This window comes from Alicyclobacillus fastidiosus, from assembly GCF_026651875.1.
In the GTDB taxonomy this organism is placed as follows: domain Bacteria; phylum Bacillota; class Bacilli; order Alicyclobacillales; family Alicyclobacillaceae; genus Alicyclobacillus; species Alicyclobacillus fastidiosus.
Map to the genome: position 1 here is coordinate 1,643,784 of NZ_CP104067.1, position 19,481 is coordinate 1,663,264.

The 19,481-nt window shown below is 49.9% G+C and carries 18 protein-coding genes, 2 pseudogenes and 1 riboswitch; of the genes and pseudogenes, 9 read left to right on the forward strand and 11 right to left on the reverse strand.

The features are described from left to right. Positions 1–291 precede the first annotated feature (291 nt). Positions 292–579, forward strand: a pseudogene (locus tag NZD89_RS08160) (response regulator); the annotation flags it as partial. A 48-nt stretch (positions 580–627) separates the two neighbouring features. Here NZD89_RS08160 and NZD89_RS08165 read toward each other — a convergent pair. Beyond that, positions 628–843: a hypothetical protein gene (locus tag NZD89_RS08165; protein WP_268007237.1), complete on the reverse strand. Its 216-nt coding sequence runs from the start codon at positions 841–843 to the stop codon at positions 628–630. 446 nt (positions 844–1,289) lie between these two features. Here NZD89_RS08165 and NZD89_RS08170 point away from each other — a divergent pair, with 446 nt between their 5' ends. Beyond that, positions 1,290–2,177, forward strand: a complete 888-nt coding sequence (locus tag NZD89_RS08170) for a G1 family glutamic endopeptidase (protein ID WP_268007238.1) — start codon at positions 1,290–1,292, stop codon at positions 2,175–2,177. Positions 2,178–2,489: 312 nt separating this feature from the next. Here NZD89_RS08170 and NZD89_RS08175 read toward each other — a convergent pair. Beyond that, positions 2,490–3,020: pseudogene (locus NZD89_RS08175) on the reverse strand (YitT family protein); the annotation flags it as partial. Between the two features lie 6 nt (positions 3,021–3,026). Further along, positions 3,027–5,132, reverse strand: coding sequence for an FUSC family protein (locus NZD89_RS08180; protein WP_268007239.1), 2,106 nt, complete (start codon positions 5,130–5,132; stop codon positions 3,027–3,029). A gap of 304 nt (positions 5,133–5,436) precedes the next feature. On the opposite strand from NZD89_RS08180, the gene NZD89_RS08185 reads away from it, so the two are divergent. Together NZD89_RS08185 and NZD89_RS08190 are read left to right on the forward strand one after the other, a co-directional pair. Further along, on the forward strand, positions 5,437–5,871 hold the full coding sequence (locus NZD89_RS08185) for a hypothetical protein (protein ID WP_268007240.1): 435 nt from the start codon (positions 5,437–5,439) through the stop codon (positions 5,869–5,871). Positions 5,872–6,233: 362 nt separating this feature from the next. Then, a complete protein-coding gene (locus NZD89_RS08190) occupies positions 6,234–7,625 on the forward strand; it encodes an IS1182 family transposase (RefSeq protein ID WP_431308595.1) in 1,392 nt (463 codons plus the stop codon). Positions 7,626–7,938: 313 nt separating this feature from the next. Here the strand turns inward: NZD89_RS08190 and NZD89_RS08195 are convergent, their stop codons facing one another. Further along, positions 7,939–8,496, reverse strand: coding sequence for an acyl-CoA thioesterase (locus tag NZD89_RS08195; protein WP_268007241.1), 558 nt, complete (start codon positions 8,494–8,496; stop codon positions 7,939–7,941). A gap of 187 nt (positions 8,497–8,683) precedes the next feature. Then, positions 8,684–8,818, forward strand: a riboswitch (cyclic di-AMP (ydaO/yuaA leader). Positions 8,819–8,924: 106 nt separating this feature from the next. Here NZD89_RS08195 and NZD89_RS08200 point away from each other — a divergent pair. Further along, a complete protein-coding gene (locus NZD89_RS08200) occupies positions 8,925–9,398 on the forward strand; it encodes a hypothetical protein (RefSeq protein ID WP_268007242.1) in 474 nt (157 codons plus the stop codon). A gap of 254 nt (positions 9,399–9,652) precedes the next feature. Here NZD89_RS08200 and NZD89_RS08205 read toward each other — a convergent pair whose 3' ends face one another. Then, positions 9,653–9,904: a hypothetical protein gene (locus NZD89_RS08205; protein ID WP_268007243.1), complete on the reverse strand. Its 252-nt coding sequence runs from the start codon at positions 9,902–9,904 to the stop codon at positions 9,653–9,655. Positions 9,905–10,083: 179 nt separating this feature from the next. Here NZD89_RS08205 and NZD89_RS08210 point away from each other — a divergent pair, with 179 nt between their 5' ends. Both NZD89_RS08210 and NZD89_RS08215 read left to right on the forward strand, forming a co-directional pair. Continuing rightward, on the forward strand, positions 10,084–10,209 hold the full coding sequence (locus NZD89_RS08210; protein ID WP_268007244.1) for a hypothetical protein: 126 nt from the start codon (positions 10,084–10,086) through the stop codon (positions 10,207–10,209). A 185-nt stretch (positions 10,210–10,394) separates the two neighbouring features. Next, entirely contained in the window at positions 10,395–11,165 is a 771-nt protein-coding gene (locus tag NZD89_RS08215) for a hypothetical protein (protein ID WP_268007245.1), read from the forward strand. A gap of 84 nt (positions 11,166–11,249) precedes the next feature. On the opposite strand, the gene NZD89_RS29520 is transcribed toward NZD89_RS08215, so the two are convergent. Both NZD89_RS29520 and NZD89_RS08220 read right to left on the reverse strand, forming a co-directional pair. Next, a complete protein-coding gene (locus NZD89_RS29520) occupies positions 11,250–11,405 on the reverse strand; it encodes a molybdopterin-dependent oxidoreductase (protein ID WP_369125240.1) in 156 nt (51 codons plus the stop codon). Beyond that, entirely contained in the window at positions 11,357–11,596 is a 240-nt protein-coding gene (locus tag NZD89_RS08220; protein ID WP_268007246.1) for a hypothetical protein, read from the reverse strand. The genes NZD89_RS29520 and NZD89_RS08220 overlap by 49 nt, the downstream gene beginning before the upstream one ends. A 526-nt stretch (positions 11,597–12,122) precedes the next feature. Between NZD89_RS08220 and NZD89_RS08225 the strand changes: the two genes are divergently transcribed. Next, entirely contained in the window at positions 12,123–12,314 is a 192-nt protein-coding gene (locus NZD89_RS08225; RefSeq protein ID WP_268007247.1) for a hypothetical protein, read from the forward strand. Positions 12,315–12,577: 263 nt separating this feature from the next. Here the strand turns inward: NZD89_RS08225 and NZD89_RS08230 are convergent, their stop codons facing one another. The 4 genes from NZD89_RS08230 to NZD89_RS08245 form a co-directional block, all read right to left on the reverse strand. Next, positions 12,578–12,796 carry a DUF1540 domain-containing protein gene (locus tag NZD89_RS08230; protein WP_326492922.1) on the reverse strand — a complete coding sequence of 73 codons (219 nt, stop codon included), beginning with the start codon at positions 12,794–12,796 and terminating at the stop codon, positions 12,578–12,580. Between the two features lie 1,308 nt (positions 12,797–14,104). Beyond that, a complete protein-coding gene (locus NZD89_RS08235) occupies positions 14,105–14,908 on the reverse strand; it encodes a COG4705 family protein (RefSeq protein ID WP_268007249.1) in 804 nt (267 codons plus the stop codon). Positions 14,909–15,532: 624 nt separating this feature from the next. Continuing rightward, positions 15,533–17,476, reverse strand: coding sequence for a threonine--tRNA ligase (gene thrS / locus NZD89_RS08240; RefSeq protein ID WP_268007250.1), 1,944 nt, complete (start codon positions 17,474–17,476; stop codon positions 15,533–15,535). Between the two features lie 501 nt (positions 17,477–17,977). Continuing rightward, complete coding sequence (locus NZD89_RS08245) at positions 17,978–18,580, reverse strand: TetR/AcrR family transcriptional regulator C-terminal domain-containing protein (protein WP_268007251.1); 603 nt, start codon at positions 18,578–18,580, stop codon at positions 17,978–17,980. A gap of 321 nt (positions 18,581–18,901) precedes the next feature. On the opposite strand from NZD89_RS08245, the gene NZD89_RS08250 reads away from it, so the two are divergent. Beyond that, on the forward strand, positions 18,902–19,474 hold the full coding sequence (locus NZD89_RS08250) for an HAD family hydrolase (protein ID WP_268007252.1): 573 nt from the start codon (positions 18,902–18,904) through the stop codon (positions 19,472–19,474). The last annotated feature ends 7 nt before the right edge of the window (positions 19,475–19,481 follow it).

The following is a 19,481-nucleotide window of genomic DNA, read 5'->3' on the forward strand; positions in this document are numbered from 1 at the left end:
GAGTACGACATTCATCGAGGGTTTAAAATATCCACTTCTTTAAGACATGGCGGATGTATCTGGACCCAAGCGGACATTGAAGTCTTGAAGGAACTTGGCATCCTGATTTGGACTAGCGCCGAGAATGGATTCAAGCGAAATAAAGGTGAGTGAGCCCGCTTCGGCGGGTTTTTTAATTTATTTTATCCGAGTTCATCGCATCAGAGCATCAAGACGCCTTACTCTGCACCGTCGCCTTGTGCGCCGATTCGACCTGCCTATCTGTGAGACCCTCTTGTTACTCGGGCTGGACACGATGTCGTGGCGGAAGCCAAAAATGGGGTCGAAGCGATTCACATGTTTCAGGAGTATCGTCCGGATGTCACGACGATGGACATCACGATGCCAGAAATGGATGGCCTAGCGGCGCTTCGCTCCATTCTCAAAATATCTCCGGAGGCGCGCATTATTGTGGTGTCTGCCATGTGGCAATGCATGCCTCTCCAATCAGCGACGGAGATCGGCGCGAAAGCGCTCGTCTTGAAGCCGTTTGAAGAGGAAACGCTGATTCGTGAAATATCGGCGTGCGTCAATTTGTAAGATCACGCTGCCCCCTCACTTCTGCAGCGTGGGGGCAGTGTGCACAGCTCAGTAGTAGTACGGATAGGGCCGTGACGGAGCGACCACATTATATTGTGAGAAATCAGTAACGTTGCGCGTAATCTGTGGAAACGAGTGCTGATTTATCAAAACGCGGTGAAGTCGATTAATCGTAACTTGCGGATGAACGTACCGCTGCACCTGCGCAGCGTAGAAATCTCTGACTCGCACGTTCGGTGGGCAGATGTGTGTTGGACAGTACATAAGCAATTCCCTCCTAAATTGAAATGGATGTGGCCATTGGGGTTGCATCGTTCTATCGACTGCGCCAGCTTCGCCTATCGCTGGAACGAAAGGATAAACCGAACGAAGTCGATTAGGAATACCACGGCCCACTGCGTGCAACCGCCAAATACTCCTAAGAGGCACCCCCCTTTGCTGCGAGTGCTGTAACGTATGAAGTCACCCTCGTCAGCGACGCGGCTTATATCTCTATGACCGAACAAGCAGTCGCGTGGAAACGTGATGAATCGTTATCCGGTCGAAATATAATGAAAAATATGTGGTGCGAAAGTACAGGAAAACAGTTTCAGACAGTGCACTTCTCACAATTCTTTTAAAATTATTATGAATATTCGAACGTGTAGGAAATCGGATTTTCGCGCGTAATTTGTTCAGGTGTCACAATCATCCGATAGGGGGAAACGTTTATGAAGAAGCGGTACATGACTACGAATGTAGCTATACTGGCAATCCTGAGTGTATCCGCCATTCCGGCAACCGCGATGGCATCTGTGGCCACCTATACTCATCCAGGAACTGATATTACAAACCTCCCCAATACTCCTGTGGTTTCGGCTGACCACACTGATTACACCCACCCCGGTGTGGTGATCAGCAATGCGCCAAGGCAACCGCTCACACCAAATTCCTCGTTGGCGCCCAATTCCAAGGGTGTGGTCAACTATGGATGGTCGGCATCGAATTGGTCGGGTTATGCAGTGACAGGTAGCACATACAACGACATCACCGGCGATTGGGTCGTTCCGACGGTGTCGGAGACTAGCAAGAGTACTTATTCTTCAACTTGGATAGGGATTGACGGCTTCAACAACAGTGACTTGATTCAGACTGGAACGGAACAGGACTACGTCAACGGGAAAGCTCAATACGACGCCTGGTGGGAAATACTACCAGCGGCCGAGACCGTCATCACCACGATGGCTGTCTACCCTGGTGATCACATGACGGCGCATATTCACAACAATGGCAATGGCACTTGGACCATCACACTGAACGATACGACGAGAAATGAGACGTTCTCCACTACGAAGTCCTATTCTGGTCCGGGCACGTCGGCTGAATGGATTCAAGAAGCACCTGAAATTAACGGGAGAATTGCTACGCTCGCGCATTACGGGGAAACGACGTTTGACCCAGATACGGTGAATGGTGTGAATCCAGGGCTAACGTCCTCAGACAGTGGATACATGGTGCAAAATAACGTAACGGTGTCCGTTCCGTCGAATCCTGATTCCGACACGGATGGATTCAACGTAGCGTACGGTTCGACGCAACCTACGCCGCCTCAATCCTGATCTTCTACCGGAAATACTGGGATCTCGAAGAGCAATGCGATAGGCGTTCGGCTCAAATGGCGGATTGACTTGGTTCCACGGACCTCGCGCGATTGGATGGGGCGCTCATGTCGCCCCATCGATTCGTTCTCACGACATGGTGCCTGTATGTGCTCGACGCGGTTGACGATGAACACTTCACAATCACTTAGGGCGCCTCCCTGCCATTCAGTATCACAGCATCCCGATACATACCAAATGCTCTCAGCTTACCTTGAAGCATGGTGCGTTCACCGCTCGGTCGAATGGAATCGACCTTGTTCGAACGCGAGGTCAGTGGATGTTTCGCTTCTTGAATCGGCCTCCGCGGACTTCCGCGACCGAGCCAATCGCAAGAAATGCGTTTGCGTCGATCTCTTCCACGAGCGTCTTCAGTTTGGCCTCTTCAAGACGCGAAATCACGGAGAACACCACCTTTTTTTTATCGCCCGTGAACGCCCCTTCGCCCTGTAGGTAGGTCACTCCGCGCCCCAAACGGCTCAGCATCGCATCGCCAATCTCACGATACTGATCGCTGATAATCCAGATGGACTTCGTTTCTTCAAACCCGTTGATGGTGACGTCGATCATCTTAAACGCGATAAAATACGCGATGAGAGAGTACATGGCGTGATTCCAACCGAACACGAACCCGGCACCGCCCAAGATGAAGACGTTGAAAAACATCACCACCTGCCCGACTGACCACGGAGACTTCTTGCTGACCAAAACGGCGATGACTTCCGTGCCATCGGAGGTTCCCCCGTTGCGGATGATCAGCCCGACGCCTATGCCCACGATAATTCCGCCAAATACGGCAGCCAACGAGTTCTAAGATTTAGAATCGCTATGTACGCGGGAAGGAGGATTTAATGGGAGCATCCTTAACATGGAACGGATGATCGCCTCCAAACGAGCGAAGGTCGTTTCTGTAAAGCTTTGACTTTTCACACTCAAACCCGACTCGGGATGGACCAGAACTCGCTGGATGCTTTCTTCGTCCATTTCGATGTTGTGGTGCCGGATCACAAATTCGATCACGTGCAGAGCATGTTCAATGTATTTCGCGGATTCGTTAAGAATTTTCGGCGATAAGTCAAACTTCACTTCCAGAAAATGGGCTTCCAGTGAGAGCAGAGTGTCCGAAAAACGGTGCATCGCCGTCAACAACCCCAAAATGGCGTATGGATCCTGGGAATGTTTTACTGGCTCGTTCATGGCCTGCTGAACTGCTGCGACTGCATTGGTGCGTGCCAGTCGTGCTGCCTGTCTTTTCGTCTGTAGCTGTTGAGGGTCTTCTTTTTGGCGGCATACGGATAAAACCGTTTGGAAATACGCACGTTGCGCATGAGCCAAATCCGAAATGACCACGTGGAGATTTCGGTTCTGCCAGGACGGCCAAAGGATATACGCGGTAAAGGCCAGACAGCTTCCAATGACGGTAGCGGCTAGACGGGCCGTCATCGCCACAAACGGCGGCGTCTGCTGGAAGAATGACAACAGAACGACGATTTCCCCAGTCAATGCACAGGTGAACAGTGCATAGTTAAAGTTTACTACCGTGTACATCGCGCAAGCATAGAGAACGATGAGGACAATTCCTGCCGGATGACTTCGACCTGAAATATCGATGAGCAACGTTGCAACAAAGATCCCGACAATCGTGCCGAGTATTCTCGCAACGCCTCGAGAAAACGTAGCCGTAAAATCCGGCTTCAGGATGATGACGGTCGTGAGCGGCAACCAGTACCCGTGTGGCAGCGCGAGAATGCGGGAGATGATTAGTGCGATGGCCAACGTGAAGAAGACCCGAACGGCGTGGCGAAACGTGGTCGACCTCAGTGTGAAATTGGCACCTAAAGATCTGAATGTCTTCCTTAGTGGGGACAACGCGGATGAGCGTTCGAGTGTGATGCCAACTTGGATCAACATGTGATCGGCGGCCAGAGCATGTTGCAGATCTGTGATTGTAGTGTAGATGGCCTGAATATGCAAAATCGCCTTCGCTGACGTTGGACCGGTTTCCTGTTTGAGAGTCTCCCACACAATTTTCAGCGGGGTTACGTCACACTCGGATATTTTCTGCACCTGAGTTGGATTTTTGACCACGTGGGCGACCTGCTCCAAGACGAGCGAAACCTTTGACAGTCCATCTTCAATTCCAGTTGTCTGTTCGTCATGCGGTTGGTTGTTCTGTTGTTTGGCAATCCTCGCTAGCGCGACTACATACATCCGAATCTGTTCTGCAGTGTTCATGAACACTCGAAGTTGGTGATGCATAGGCCGCTTCATATACGAGTCGCCCAAGGCCGTGTCCGCGTCGAGCATCGCGGTTGCGACCTGTATATCCGCTTTTCGCGTGTGTTCAACCGCGTATTTGGATATGGCCGCGTACACGTTTGACACGGCCCGTGATTCTGCACTTTGCTCAGTCAGGGCATCGGTGAGGATCATCAGCGAGGTCTGAAGGACTCCGCCAGCTACGACAAATCCCGCTCGATACATGGAGTGCACCGGATCCTGTGGGTAGGTAGAAATGAGGATGAGGGCATTGGTTGAAAGTAATCCCACTTGCCCTGCTTCGGCGCTGACCGCGACCATCATGCCTGCAATGAACCCGCTCAGCATGACTGTGACGACGATGAGCCAGACGATTCCACCCGTCGTCGCACCGATGAGCGTGGCAATCCTCATCCAGACGGTCGCCAATAGCATCGTTCTCGTCCGCCTTCGTGCGGTTCCGCTCATACCCGCAAACCCGGCGACCAGCGCACCAACGGAGATGCCGACGCCTGAGAGGGTGTGCTGGGTCACCAGACCGATGACAAGGGGAATTACGACTCCGATGGCATTGCGGACACCAGCAAGTAGCAAAAGTTGGCTCGTGTCTCTCGCCGTGAGCGTATTGAGGCTTCGCAAGGTCCTTCTTCGCAACATAATTTCCGTAGGCCGCCTTTCACATTCCGTAGAGGGTGAGCGCAACTGATTCTACAAATGGAAAAACAATGGATAATCGCTCAGATCTCTCCTGTGTAGGAAAGCCTCCAGTTGGTCAGCGTGCCTCTCCATCATAGTATAAGAAAAAGCACACAGAAAGCTCGACATGCGGATCCTAGTGCATCATGCCCTCGGCACTTACAGCGTTGCGCGGTGACGGGCAGTCACAAAGCACAGGTGTGGTTGCGCTTTTCGAAGTTAATTCCCTGCCTTAAGGCATACGTATTTAGCGTGGGGGATGGAGATGGATTGGGTAACTCCTGTGATATCCGGTTCGGCTGGTATCATTGGCGCGTCGGTGGGCCTCTTTAGCAACCTCATCAGTTCGCGTTCGCAGCGTAAATTGAATGAAACAGACCGATTGCAAAGAGTCAGGGATGCCAAATTCATCGTCTACAACCAGGTATTAGACCTGAATGGACGCGAACCGATTCTCGAGCCTGGCAAGGGGCGTGGATGGCGTGCAGAGCTGTATCTCAGGCACGTGCGTCCTGTGCTGTTCAAGAATTACCATCTGCTTGGAGCCAAGGTGAGGAGGCAAGTGCGCACGATTGATATTCACCGTCAACGCAAGCGGTGGGGGCTCCTGACAGAAGAAGACGATCCCGATTCGTTAGAGTACATGTATTACCTCAAGCTGATGGAATTGATTGAAGAGGAGTATCAGTCATTTACGTGAACGTCGACGTATCAAGAAATATGTGGGAACTATGGGTGGTCCGGTACAGTCTTTCATGGTATTGACAACTGTTGAATTCACAGATAATTTAGTGGAAACGAACAGGTGGTGGGACGCGTGTTCTATTGCTTGAGGTGCGAGCGTCTTGTTCCGCGGCAGCAGGCTCAATGGGTATACCTTACGGGATTTCGAAGGATAGGAACTGAGGTGTACCACATCGGCCGATGCGGGGACGATTGTTGTACAGAGCGAGTCAAACCTAGGAGCGTGTCCGAGTAATCCCTGAAGTATTTTGTAAAAGGAAATTTCCGGATCAATAACGAAGTCCCCTGTATTGGTATTCACAGTGGAGGCTTCGAATCTTGGGAAAAAAGTTTCGTGACTACGACCCGAACCAACTCATTCTACTACCACCGGGGTTAAATGAATGGCTACCTGACGGCCACCTGGCGAACTTTGTCAGTGATGTGGTCGATCATATCGATATCTCCATCATTACAAAACAGTACGAACAAGAACTGCGAGGTTTTCCCCCGTACCACCCGGCAATGTTATTGAAGATTCTGGTTTACGCATATTGCACAGGCATGTACTCTTCCAGAAAGATCGCAAAGGCCTGTCAGGATGTAGTGGCGTTCCGAGTCCTGTCCGCAAATCAGTTCCCGGATTTCCGGACAATCAGTGATTTTCGGAAACGCCATTTGGTCACCTTCAAAGAACTTTTCTTGGAAGTCTTGAAGATTGCCCAACATGCAGGGATGGTTAAGCTCGGGCATGTATCGCTGGATGGCAGCAAGATTCGGGCAAACGCATCCAAACATAAAGCGATGAGTTACGAGCGGATGAAGCAGCAAGAGCAACGACTCCGCCAAGAAATCGCCGAGCTTACGCAGCAGGCTGAACGCACCGACCATAGTGAAGATAAAAAGTACGGTAACACCATGGGCGATGAACTCCCTGAAGAGTTAGCCCGTAGAGAGACCCGGTTGGCAAAAATTCAGGAAGCAATGTCCTCTCTGGAGAAAGAGGCCAAGGAAAGAGTGGAACAACAGCAACAGAAAGACGAACAACAAGACAAGAAGGACGATGACAACGGCCCCACCAACCAGACAGGCGCCAGGAAACGCGGTCGTCCACGTAAGGAGAGTCATCTCGCAGGTGTTCCGGAGGACAAGGCTCAACGCAACTTCACGGATCCGGAATCTCGCATTATGAAATCGAAAGACGGCTTTATCCAAGCATACAATGTGCAGGCTGTCGTCGATGAAGAGTACCAAATCATTGTTGCAACAGATGTTATAGACCACACAAATGACCACGGTGTCCTGCGTACAATGGTCGAAATGACGGCGGAGAATACGAAAGCGACGATGCACAAAATCTCATGTGATGCTGGCTACTTTGCCGAAGACGACGTGACATGGCTTCAAGAGAAAGAAATTGACCCATACATCGCAACAGGTCGTCAAAAGCACAATGAAGTGCCTGAGTCACCGAGAGGACGAATACCGAAACACTACACCATTAAGCAACGTATGACTCGGAAACTAAAAACAAAGAAGGGCCGTGCCGTCTACGCGAGACGCAAGGCTATCGTAGAGCCTGTGTACGGTCAAATTAAGGGTTGTCGACGATTCGACCAATTCTCACTTCGAAGCCTTGAGAAGGTCAGAGGAGAATGGTCGTTAGTTACCATGTGCCATAATCTGCTTAAGATATTCAAATACGGTCATATAAACTGGGCAACGTGCTAAAGATGGTGCTTAACCGACCAGTCCCCGTCTAATGAAGTAAGTGCCCATGGGGAAAGTCACCCATAGTCGAATAAAATATGGAACTGAACTCAAATGCAGAAAGTCTAAGCCGCAATACTCGGACACGCTCCTAGACAAACTGATGCACATCCAGCACAAGCGACATATGACTAGGACAATCCCTCATCCTTCGGTCTGGGGATTTGTTCCATTTCGGTGATGCACGACATGTATTTGTTACGACGGGTCACCGTCTGCAGTTTGCGCCAACCTGCACGGCGCTATTTCAACTGCGTGACCCGCGTACATAACATCACGAAAGCGGGCCGACAATTGGTCCGGGTTTTTGTGTCGGCGACTCCCAGGGGCGACGAGTCCCAAGTAAATCGGCGAGTTGTTTGTTGCGAAAGCGCCTTGCTTTACGTGCCTCAGCCCGTTCAGGAGCACCCTGATGCAGAAATTGCTCTTCTTCCGTCTCTGGGATGACCTTGGGAACTTGAGTCGGCTTTCCATCTGGCCCGATTGCTACGAACGTCAAAAAAGATGTCGCGCAAACGGCTCGTTCGCCCGTGCGTAAGTCCTCGGCCACAATTTTAACAAACACCTCCATGGAGGTGTTGTGCGTCCATGTTACAAATGCTTCGAGGGAAACTTCGTTATCTACTTTAACCGGTTGCAGAAAGTCCACTGAATCGGTCGACGCGGTCACGACAGGTTCTCTCGCGTGTTTCATCGCCGAAAGTGCCGCAACGTCGTCGATGTGAGCCATTAACCTTCCGCCAAAGAGCGTGTTGTGGTTGTTGGTATCTGGTGGTAAGACATGGCTTGCCTTAAACGTTCGCGACTCCCTTACGTAACGCTCTTCGTTCATCTCAGTCCCTCCATGAACATACGTTTTCTGGATAATCCGGGTCATTGGAAATATGTTCAGGTGCTGCGTGATTAGGACGATTTTGTTGAATATACCATCAATTCGGCTGGGGAGAAAAGAGCACAATATAAATGGCCTCTCTAATTTTTGAATTGTGTGTTCAAATCGTGTATAATGATGCAAAACTGAATCGTCTTCGCTGAATCCCGAACAGGGAACGGGGGAACCAACTTTTGGGGTGAATCCAGCCGGAATGGTTGGTAGGGCCACCTCTTCGGCCCGAATCCGACAGCTAACTCCGTAAGCGTGTGAGAGGAGAGTGGATTTATGCTCACTTACATGAATCCGCCTTGATTCCCACCCCATCATAAAACAGGGGATTGCGTATCACGTACGATTGCGCATTTGGGATAAAGGAGGAGTTACAGGTGGGTAGAGATTCTGAGGAAAGAAATTTACGCGGCACAAAGCAGCACTTGGCCTACATGATGTGGCAAGAACATCTGTCTGGTGAATTTCTACTTTCGTCGGTGGTGGAGGATTCACTATTGTATACACTTAATCACCATGAGAGCAGTCCAGAACTGTCGACAGTGGCAAAGCGCATTGCAAAAATATCTGTTCAAACGGCTGCAGAAGTGATTTGTCTTACTGAATCTACCGTTCATGAGTTGGTACGAGGCGTCATGAACAGTATGCTTCGCTTAGGCGGCAATCCTGTGGAGATCACTTGGGCAGTGGCCGTGGGAGCCTGGCACGGACTGAGGGACGTTTCTAAAGACGGTGGTGGCCGGAGGTTTTTACATGCGATTCGGTCCGGAATTTCGAGGGCAGCAGAAGACATGCAGCAGTTAGCCCACGTTCAAAACAATGGAAGTCTGTTGAGTGCACCATCTCTCTGACTTAAAGTCCCTGACGTTTACCCTTTACACTTCCCTGCCCAACTCGTCGCTGTGTTAAGAAACTTTGTGTTAAGAAACGTGTTGATGGTCACACCACCGCTCTTCACAATCCATTGGCGGGGTGGGGGCGTCTAAGGGGTTCAGTTGAGTCGTCGGGTGCACGTACGGAAGGACCGCCGAGTGGCGGTCTCTTTTATATGGGGTTGAACTTTTAGGGCAACCGTGTTGGCGGGCGGTGACTCGATGGATGCGAATCACTTCCCGGTAGCTGCACGCTTTCGATTCGACCTTCGTCGCTTTCGCTTGTGACCCATCTCGTCGTTCGTACGCGATTGGCTCGATTTAAAATTTATTTCCACCACTATCTCAAACACAAATCCAGCAAATCCCAAGAGTAGTGCGCCAATGATAAACCCGTTTCCGTATGTAAACAGTTCGTACGGATTCCAATGGTATTGCGCCGCGCCAAGAATCATTAAAACCGAGATGCAAACGACAGAAGTCACCAGCCCTCTCCACCACACATCGCATCACCTAGGTCTATGGTGCCTGGGACGACATCACCACATGCATCTGAGAATTTGAATCTAAACCTTAAAGAGTTGTCAGCAACAGGTCGTTTCCCGAATAATTAATAATAAACCGCATCCGTTTTGACAACACTTGAAAGAAAGGGGTGTTGAATGTGAACGAAGACGAGAAGTTTCCATTCACGATTGAACAGACAGTGCAACGTGTAAGCGCTCGCGAAGTCGATTCCGAATCCCTGACGACAATTATTGAAACGGAACAACCTACCACGGAAGAATGACGTTGGCCACCTTATAAGGGTGGCCATTCATCTGAGTTCCAGTGCGGCACGCTGCATGGTTCGCAGTGCCTACTACTTTAGCCACTCAAAAGTCTACCCACACACCGAAATTCAATGGGATTTCAATGAATCGTGGCTAACCTTCTGGAATGTAAGGCAATCCACATCACTAGGAGGTAGACCACATGAGGATGAAGACCCTGATTGCAAGCTCTGTAATGACCTTAGCTGCTGTTGGAACCGTCACCGCATACGCCGCCACAAACACGAATTCAACCACCCCCACGGCTTCGCATACAAACCACAAATTTCACCGCGGGGGAGTCGGTTCGTTGGAGTCTATTGCCAAAATCATCGACATTGACTCGTCGACGCTTCAATCTGATCTGAAGTCCGGTCAATCACTAGCCCAAATCGCTCAGGCCAAGGGTATCGATGAACAAACGCTGATCTCGGATATTGAGTCGGCGCAAAAATCCAAATTGGACCAAGCCGTTTCAAATGGGAAATTGACGTCTGCACAGGAGCAGCAAATCCTCACCAAATTGGACTCCCGCGTACAACAGCTGGTCGAACAAACAGGAGGATTTTCAAAGGGGATGGGAGGTAAGGCTTGGCTTGGGAAAGGTCGGCTGGCTGATCTAGCAACCATCATCGGCGTAGACCAGGCAACACTCCAGTCTGACCTGAAATCAGGCGAGTCTCTCGCCCAAATTGCACAGAGCAAAGGCCTCGATGAACAAACGTTGATCTCCGATATCGAGTCTGCAGAGAAAGCTCAACTCGACAAGCTTGTTCAAAGCGGGAAATTGACGTCCGCTCAGGAACAGAAGATCCTAAGTAAACAGGATGCTCGAATCACTCAACTCGTAGAAAATCCGGGCTTTCAAAAGGGCGTAAAAACACATCATTCGAAAAGCACGACTTCGACCACTTCAACGCAAGCCTCAAGTTGATCACGACTTCACGCGCTATTTGCTCACCCCCTATCCCTACCGGATGGGGGGTGAATAGTGAATGATACGCTATCCCGTAGGAGATCATGTCCTTCCCGAGCTACCCGTGGGGCTACAAGGTGTCACACCAAATTTATTGAAATTTGGGAATCCATGTTTTGGAGAAAGTGGTGTCCCACTCATCTCGTATGCTAGTAAAGTGTCAGGGTGCAATACAACTTCCGTCGCATGATTGCCCATCCCGTCAGTGAGCGGCTTACTGAGCCTTCAATGGTCAAATGCCAGGTATTCATGTCAACGTTCGGATATTCAAAGTGGTTTCTGACGTAAAACAGAAGGTTAGGTGTTACAGTCGGCGTGTCAGCCATCATCGGAAACTCAAGATTTTCAGAAGGATAGTAAGAGTTTGGAACCAGATGAATATCACGCATCCTAAAGTCACCTCACGGTACGAACAGTCTGCAGTTGTACGGTATTTCATCACACTTAGGGGTGGGAGTGACGCATAGCGAGTGGTGAGGCTACGTTCTTCGCTTATTTCTCCAATAGGTCGCAAACGTGATGAGGGCTCCTGAGATAATGACGATGCCCACTACTCCCGAAACGCCAATCCAGTGATGTGTCATGACCGCTTTCCTCCGCATAGTTGATGGTCGATAGCATTTGCGGATTTGAAATCCCTATACAGAAGTTACGGATGGGTGTTTTACCAGTGAGATCGTCTGACCATCGAGATGGTGCACTGGTCGTAAGCTCTTAAATAACGCGGTAAGCCATGGACGGTAACACCTTCTGGGATCGGCAAATTCGATTTCCACGTCGGCTCACTGGACGAGCGCGGACGATTGGTTCACCGTGTGACTCCGCACTGTAAATTACTGCCTTTGGCCTCCATGTGTCATTGAACGCATCAAGTGTGTTCAAACTATGTGAATCACGCCACCGGAGGAACAGAGCATGAATAGTGAAGACAGTCTCGACTTACTTTGGGCAAAGAAAACGGCTGTACAACAAATACAACTCACGGGCGCAACCGAAGTGACATTCGTCTGTCCATTTTGTTCGGAGGCGGCCTATCTATTCTTTACGGACGACGAAGGCTATACCTCGCACTGTTCCAACGGTTGCTTTGGCAAGCGCAGTCGTTGATCTCCATGTATGCATCGGCTAATCCGATGATAATTTCGGGACTGAATCGGTTCAGCCAGTCGTACTCACAACCAGAGGTTCAAACTGAGGGGGACCCGAGGCGACTTTACTTGCAGACTGAAACGCATGTGGAGGAAGCCAAAACGCTCACCTTAGTTCGCATCGTTGAGAGGCGAGGTGAGCCCCGGCGTAAATATTGCATTAGCGTCGTATCATCTGCTGTAGTTGTCTGTTTTCAGAGCTGGATCGCCGACAGACAGCTATTACGATGACTTTGCCCTGAAAGTGTGGCAACAAGTATCCGCGGAGTCCGACGCAGTGTCCTTGTGGTGTCCGTCCAGCATCCCAAACTCGACACTTGTGTCCATGTTCGCATGCTTATCTACGCTGACCAAGATGGACGATGCCACGCAATTGTTTCCTTTGGCCCAATATTCACAATTCGCAACGCTACACTTTACATCCACTTGCACTATACTCACTCCCGAAAAGGTCTTACATATAACATTGGCTTGCCAACTTCACAATATACTTCGCGTGTGGGGTGGAAATGACGGGATTGCGATTGGCGCCAGCACGTTCCGCAATGGGTCGGTACTACTTCGGTTGCAGTTGGTTTGCACGGAGAAGTGACGATGGCTATCTTTTCTATCGTGAACGGTTGGATTGAGCAGCGCCCATGGAGGATGGTAAACAATCGGGAAGAAGCAAGTAAAACCCCAATAACCAGGGGGATAACTGTTGTTTTTAGTCGAAAAAGCAGGATGAACCAAAACGCGACCCTCATAAAAAAGGGTTTCGCGTCCGTATGATATAAACATGGAAAACAAACCTGCACATAAATACCTGTAAGCGTAGGTAGGCAGGTTTGTTTCTCCTCCCAATGAGATAGTTTACTACTCTGTTGTCGAATGGCAAGAGAATTTTTTTTGTCCGTCTGCTGCTGAAGCATGGTAGCCATTGCACAGTAGATGTGAAACAGCTTCGCGCGGAGATGAGCCGAGCGGCGTACATGAAAATCAATGGTTGGCAGGTTTAGGCAGTCATTGACGATGGGGAATCCCCTCATGTTGGCTGCCATTTTTCATTCTGTACTTCATATGTCGTCTCTCTGTATCGGCATCTTTGCACCATACCATCTTCGGTGAGCTGCACACCATATTGGTAAGTCTCCATAAAAACCTCGCGTTCCGGCATGTCCCATAGCCTAAGCATTACATCACGTAGATTCGCGGAGCCGTGTCAAATCCATGAGACTAAATAAATAGATGCATCGTACACGGTTCATTGAGTGTCAAGACCAATGGTGCCTATAATGGAGCTGCTTGTACCTCTGTTTTAGTGTGCTCGCACGCCTCCCCTCCAAGGCTATCTGTGCGAGGAGATATTCACCTTCTAGGGTCGGTTTCAGAGAACACAAAAGAGGGTCGGCACAGGTACGCGCCGACCAGGTAAGCATAAAGGGTATCACGCGGAATGACATTCCTAACGCTACCCTACCCACGCTTTCACTATAGGAGGATATAATCAAAATTCCGTTGAAAATGGTCCCACTAGAACCATTTTCGTACTCACCCGCCCCTGACGAAACCCCGATATTATGAAACAAACCACCCGTTCGGGGGGGTGGTTTGCTTGGCATTAAGTTCTGTGTAGTCAATGGATAACTAGCACGGGGAATTTCGTGGACACCTTTCATTATAGATGCACCATGTGAAGTGAAGATGGAGACATCATGGAAATTGTATGGAGAATGCGTTTGCCCGAAGGATGTCTCCCTACATCAGAATTTACCCCGCCGTCGTGCGACGGTGACGCAGTTGCTCGACTTTCACATCCTTACGGGTGACTGTCAGATAGCCAACCATTACAAAGATGGCGACGGTCAGAACCAGACTGACTAAACCTTTGCCGGTTCCAAGTCCACCTGCACTACGGGGAACTGAGATCCAGTCAGCAAATGAGGCGCCCACTGGACGTGTCATGATGTAAGCAAACCAGAAGGCGAAAATTCCATTCAGGCGAAACAGTCGATAGCCTAAAGCTGGGATTCCAATTAAAACAGTGAATAATACCCCGGAAGCGAAATAGCCCAGGTGCATCGTCGTTGCGGTCATATCTCCAGTAGCAGTTCCGAGTGCGAATGTGGCCAATACGGTTGCCCAGTAAAACATCTCGCGTTTTCTCGTGGTGATGCTATGAATCGACAACGTCTTCTCGACTGCGTACCAGGCTATGAAGATGACGGTCAGTACCACAACAAAGAACGTCGTGCTGATGAAGTAAGGGATGCCCAAAACAACGTGCATCGCATCGGCCGTCATGGTTCCAAATATACTGACCATCACGACGACGAGCCAGTAAATCCAGGCGATGTACCTGCGAACGGAAAATTGGAGAATGAGAGAGGCCACTAGCCCTGCTCCTCCGAGTCCAACCGCAACAAATTGGTTGAGGTGATAGACTAAAAAGTCGGACGTCGCTTCACCCATTCCGGTCGTGAGCACTTTTGTTATCCAGAAGTATGCCGTAATCTCTGGAACTTTAACAAGAATTTGCCGCGCGTTGCGCGTGGGCGATAAGGATTGTTTCATGGGCGAATGCTCCTCAAGTGATCCGTTTTTAGAAGGACGACGATATGCGAGCGGGTTACAGGCAAACACAGTATAGCATCGCGTCTTGTCGGCGCGGATGCTCGAGACAAGGGAGGTAAATTGTTCGCGCAGAGAGGCTCACATACCATGTATGATACGTAAACGATGTGAAATTCCAATGGAGAGGGTGTGGTGATTTTATGGTGCAAACGGCAGGGGCAGTGCCCCCTTGTGGACTTGATGTGTTTTATAGGGCATTAAGATTCGGAAAACGGACACACCACGCTTGCGTATTGACCGCGTCGTAGGCGAACTGAGTGGGTTGACGAAATTGTACGCCCACCGAACCGTATCAGGGTATTTCATCTGAAGTCACGATGACATCCACCCGCAACTAGCGAACAGCGATTCTAGTTTTGGAACGGGTGGGCGGTCGGTCGCGATCATATCAATTGCATCTAAGGAACACGCGTTGAAAAAATAACAGGCATCCTTGTCTGAGAGCGCCGCAGTGACATCGTCCCTCCTCATTCTGGACTGAATGAGGGGGGACTGCAAAAGTGCATGTATTAGAAAACATGGCATCTGGCGCTCTGCGGCGGCTATATCTTTCCGGGAATCCTCTCAATTTCCAGGAGGGGGTGAGTCGACATCCGTGAGTAGAGCTTTGTTATCTACCTCTTTTTTCAACTTCTCGATGAACGCATCAAGAGCCATCTCGCCGAGGTCTCGCTGGCCGTACTTCCGAATGCTGACCACATGACCGGACCGTTCTTTCTCGCCAATCACAAGGGTATAGGGGATTTTTTTGAGCTGCGCTTCACGAATTTTGTAGCCAATTTTCTCTGAGCGAGCGTCCACATCTACACGGAAGCCGGCGGATTGCAACTTTGATAAGACGTCATTTGCATCTGGGACGAAGTCATCGGAAACGGACACGATACGCACTTGGATGGGAGCTAACCAACATGGGAACGCGCCCGAAAAGTGCTCTGTAAGAATTCCGATGAAGCGATCAACGGATCCAAAAATTGCTCGATGAATGACCACCGGACGCCGTCTCTGATTGTCTTCTCCGATATACTCCAATTCAAAGCGTTCCGGAAGCTGAAAATCTAGTTGCACGGTTGCGCATTGCCACATCCGTCCAATCGCGTCCTGAATATGAAAGTCTATTTTCGGACCATAGAACGCTCCGTCACCGGGATTGACACGGTATTTTACCCCAGATTCGTCAAGTACTTTCTGCAACGCGCTTTCTGCCTGCTCCCATAATTCATCCGAACCCATGGAGTCGTCCGGACGTGTGGATAGCTCGATCCTGTATGAAAACCCAAACACGCTGTAGATTCTGTCAATCAGACGGAGTACTTCCTTCAACTCGTTTTCAATCTGGTCCGGTCGACAGAAGAGGTGGGCATCGTCCTGTGTAAAGGAGCGCACACGCATCATTCCGCCGAGTGCCCCACTCAATTCGTGGCGGTGTACATGTCCATATTCGGCGATGCGAATAGGGAGTTCTCGATATGAATGTTGCTTGTTCTTATAGATGAGCATGTGCCCAGGGCAGTTCATCGGCTTAAGGGCGAAATCATCCTCATCCACCTTCGTGACATACATGTTCTCCTTGTAGTGAAACCAGTGACCTGATTGCTCCCATAGACGCTTGTTTAAGATTACTGGTGTCTTCACTTCGTTGTAACCTTGTATCGATTGGAGAGACCGTTCGAAGTTCTCTAGTTCATTTCGAATGTGCATGCCATTTTGTAGGAAGATGGGCATACCTGGTGCGTCTTCTGAGAACATAAACAGTTCCAATTCCCGCCCCAATCGGCGATGGTCGCGCCTTTTTGCCTCCTCCAAGAGGCGTAGATGTTCGTCGAGATCTGACTTTTTCGCAAAGGAGATGGCGTACAACCGAGCGAGTTGCTCGCGGCATGAATCACCCCGCCAATAGGCGCCTGCAATCGACGTCAGTTTGAAGGCTTTTACTCGTCCTGTTGACGGTAAGTGTGGTCCTCGGCACAGGTCGACAAACTCGCCTTGGCGATAAACGGTGATGATGTCCGATGGAGCGAGATCGTGGATGATCTCTACTTTGAACCGATCCTTGCGTTCTGAGAACAACATCAGTGCTTCTTCACGCGAAAGCACTTCGCGAATGACCGGATAGTCTGCTTGGACAATCTGATGCATCTCTTTTTCAATCTTAGGTAGGTCCTCAGGTGTGAAAACGCAATCTGAGAAATCGTAGTAAAATCCGTTGTCGATCACCGGACCGATAGCAAACTTTGTCCCGGGGAAGAGACGGGCTACCGCCTGCGCCATGACGTGTGCAGTGGTGTGGCGCATCACTTGGACGCCTTCGGGGTCGTTGAGCGTGAGGAGTTCCATTTGACCGCTTGGCACAACTTCATGGGAGAGATCCATCATGTTGCCGTCTACCTTAACGGCAACAGCCTCTTTCGCGAGACGCGGACTAATTTCTGCCGCGACTTCGGCGTATGTCGTGCCAGCCACCACCGTTTTCTTCGACCCGTCCTTCAGTCGTACCATGTAGTCTGCCATCTCTAATCTCTCCTTTGCCAAGTTCTTTGTCGCCTGTCGGTCCACATCCGTCCCGTAGGCGAGTTGTGCTCGATGTTCCTATCGGTATAGGGAACAACTCGTACTTAAACAAGTACACAAAATAAAAAAACGTTCTCATCCCTGTTGTCAGGGACGAGAACGTTGTTCCCGTGGTTCCACCCAGATTTAATGCGGACTTAAAGAGCGAAATCCGGCATCCTCCTAGCGTATAACGTACGCCCCGGTCTTGTTTCAGCACGCATCCTCAAGACAGCTTAGAAAGTGGTGTCCTTTATCGCCTGCGAGAATCGCTTGCAGCCGGGTGACGATTCTTCTCTAAGTCACAGATACGATAGTGGCGCGTCTTTCTGCATCGCCGATAACCTTTATTATCCATGTATTGCGTTATACGATATCAACGGAGTGTCGGTGTGTCAATAAGGAGCTCATTATCGGGGCTCGGCTCCCCTGTTTTAACGGACGGACTGGCGTGCTGAATGATTACTCCCTAATAATGAGTCTCAACTGGTCATTGAACAGGTCATCCACGGTCTTTCCAGAATTAAAATACTCTTCGATGCCTGCCACACTTGTCGGATGGTTTTTGGCAAACTGCTCCATGTCAAAATCCCTGGACATTTCTATGTCAGGGGGAGACTGCTCTTCAATTACATGCCCAATGGTGAATTGAGTCGCGGTCAGAACGATTAAGCGGGACTGCCGCAGACTGACGCTTGAGGTAAGAAGTGTTCGAATGGCCGCCTCCATTATGTCGGACATCGTTGCAGAGAAATGAGCCCCCGCTACAATTCGTGCCCCGTCCGTGTATGAAAGCATGGCTTTTCGCAATTGGTTAAAAACATACACTAACCACTCTTGCCATGGTTCATCCGTCCCCCGTCGCCTGAGGTCCTGAAATTGGGATTGCAAAATTCTCTCCGCCATTTCATTGACGAGGACCGCCTTATTCTTGATGTGCCAATACAATGTTGGAGGTTTCACCGCTAGTCTACCTGCTAAAGATCGTAAACTTAGACCCTCGATGCCAACTTCATTGAGGAGTCTTAATGCCTCTTCCACAACAACATCCTTATTCAGTGCCATCGCTCTGACTCCTTACCACGATTTCTTTGACAGTTTAACATGTGCCATCGCGGTCATTTTGTCCCGTGCGAGACTGAACTTCACGCGTTATGATGGTCGCCAGCACTACTGTACCTAATTTGCAGGCCCTTCGAGCGTACGAATACCGTACCTTGGGAGGCCTGTTTTTTTTGTTTTCAATGGTTCAGGTGGCATCGGTGGATCAATTCCAGGGCTCATGTTCTTGATTGAACCTTTGTTTTATATTGTGAATATTGAGTATCGTGCTTGTGTAAAGGACAGAGCATGCTACATCTGACAGATTCGATAGGAGCGGTTGTCGTGATTACGCACGTGATCTGGGACTTGGGAGATACACTGATTACGCCTCCAAACGGTGGTCAGGATTTACAGCCGCTCGATCAGTGTATGGAGGTACAACTTCGCCCTGGCGCACAAGAAATTCTGAGGAAAGTGTCGGAGTCAGGGTACGTACAAGCAATACTGAGTAATACGGCAACTAGTGACAGTAGCACAGTGCGAAGGTTGTTAAACCGGTTGGGCGTAGGAGGCTATTTTGAATTCGTTTATGCCACACAGTCGGAGTTACGCGATGACAAACCAGAAAAGCCTGACCCCATCGTGTTTGATATTGTGTTAGACGCCTTGGGAATCTCACCCGAACAGAGTGTGATGATAGGAAACAATTGGGATGCCGATGTTTTAGGTGCAAATCGAAGTGGCATGCACGCATGCTGGTTGCTAAATCAGTCTGTTTCGGTGCGAAAACATGCCACTTCACGCATTCAATCTCCGCCGTGGGTCATTCCCGTGTGGGACATAGCTGACGTACCTGATGCGTTGCAGCTCTTACGTTCTGCTTTAACTAGTCCATTTAATGAAGCAACCGTGTAATCGACGA

Excerpts from the sequence above, each read along its gene's own strand:
- NZD89_RS08165 (WP_268007237.1), bottom strand. The coding sequence starts at position 843 with ATGTACTGTCCAACACACATCTGCCCACCGAACGTGCGAGTCAGAGAT.
- NZD89_RS08220 (WP_268007246.1), bottom strand. The coding sequence starts at position 11,596 with ATGCGTGATATTCATCTGGTTCCAAACTCTTACTATCCTTCTGAAAAT.
- NZD89_RS08185 (WP_268007240.1), top strand. The coding sequence starts at position 5,437 with ATGGATTGGGTAACTCCTGTGATATCCGGTTCGGCTGGTATCATTGGC.
- NZD89_RS08235 (WP_268007249.1), bottom strand. The coding sequence starts at position 14,908 with ATGAAACAATCCTTATCGCCCACGCGCAACGCGCGGCAAATTCTTGTT.
- NZD89_RS08170 (WP_268007238.1), top strand. The coding sequence starts at position 1,290 with ATGAAGAAGCGGTACATGACTACGAATGTAGCTATACTGGCAATCCTG.
- NZD89_RS08225 (WP_268007247.1), top strand. The coding sequence starts at position 12,123 with ATGAATAGTGAAGACAGTCTCGACTTACTTTGGGCAAAGAAAACGGCT.
- NZD89_RS08215 (WP_268007245.1), top strand. The coding sequence starts at position 10,395 with ATGAGGATGAAGACCCTGATTGCAAGCTCTGTAATGACCTTAGCTGCT.
- NZD89_RS08245 (WP_268007251.1), bottom strand. The coding sequence starts at position 18,580 with ATGGCACTGAATAAGGATGTTGTTGTGGAAGAGGCATTAAGACTCCTC.
- NZD89_RS08195 (WP_268007241.1), bottom strand. The coding sequence starts at position 8,496 with ATGAACGAAGAGCGTTACGTAAGGGAGTCGCGAACGTTTAAGGCAAGC.
- NZD89_RS29520 (WP_369125240.1), bottom strand. The coding sequence starts at position 11,405 with ATGGGCAATCATGCGACGGAAGTTGTATTGCACCCTGACACTTTACTA.
- thrS (WP_268007250.1), bottom strand. The coding sequence starts at position 17,476 with ATGGCAGACTACATGGTACGACTGAAGGACGGGTCGAAGAAAACGGTG.
- NZD89_RS08180 (WP_268007239.1), bottom strand. The coding sequence starts at position 5,132 with ATGTTGCGAAGAAGGACCTTGCGAAGCCTCAATACGCTCACGGCGAGA.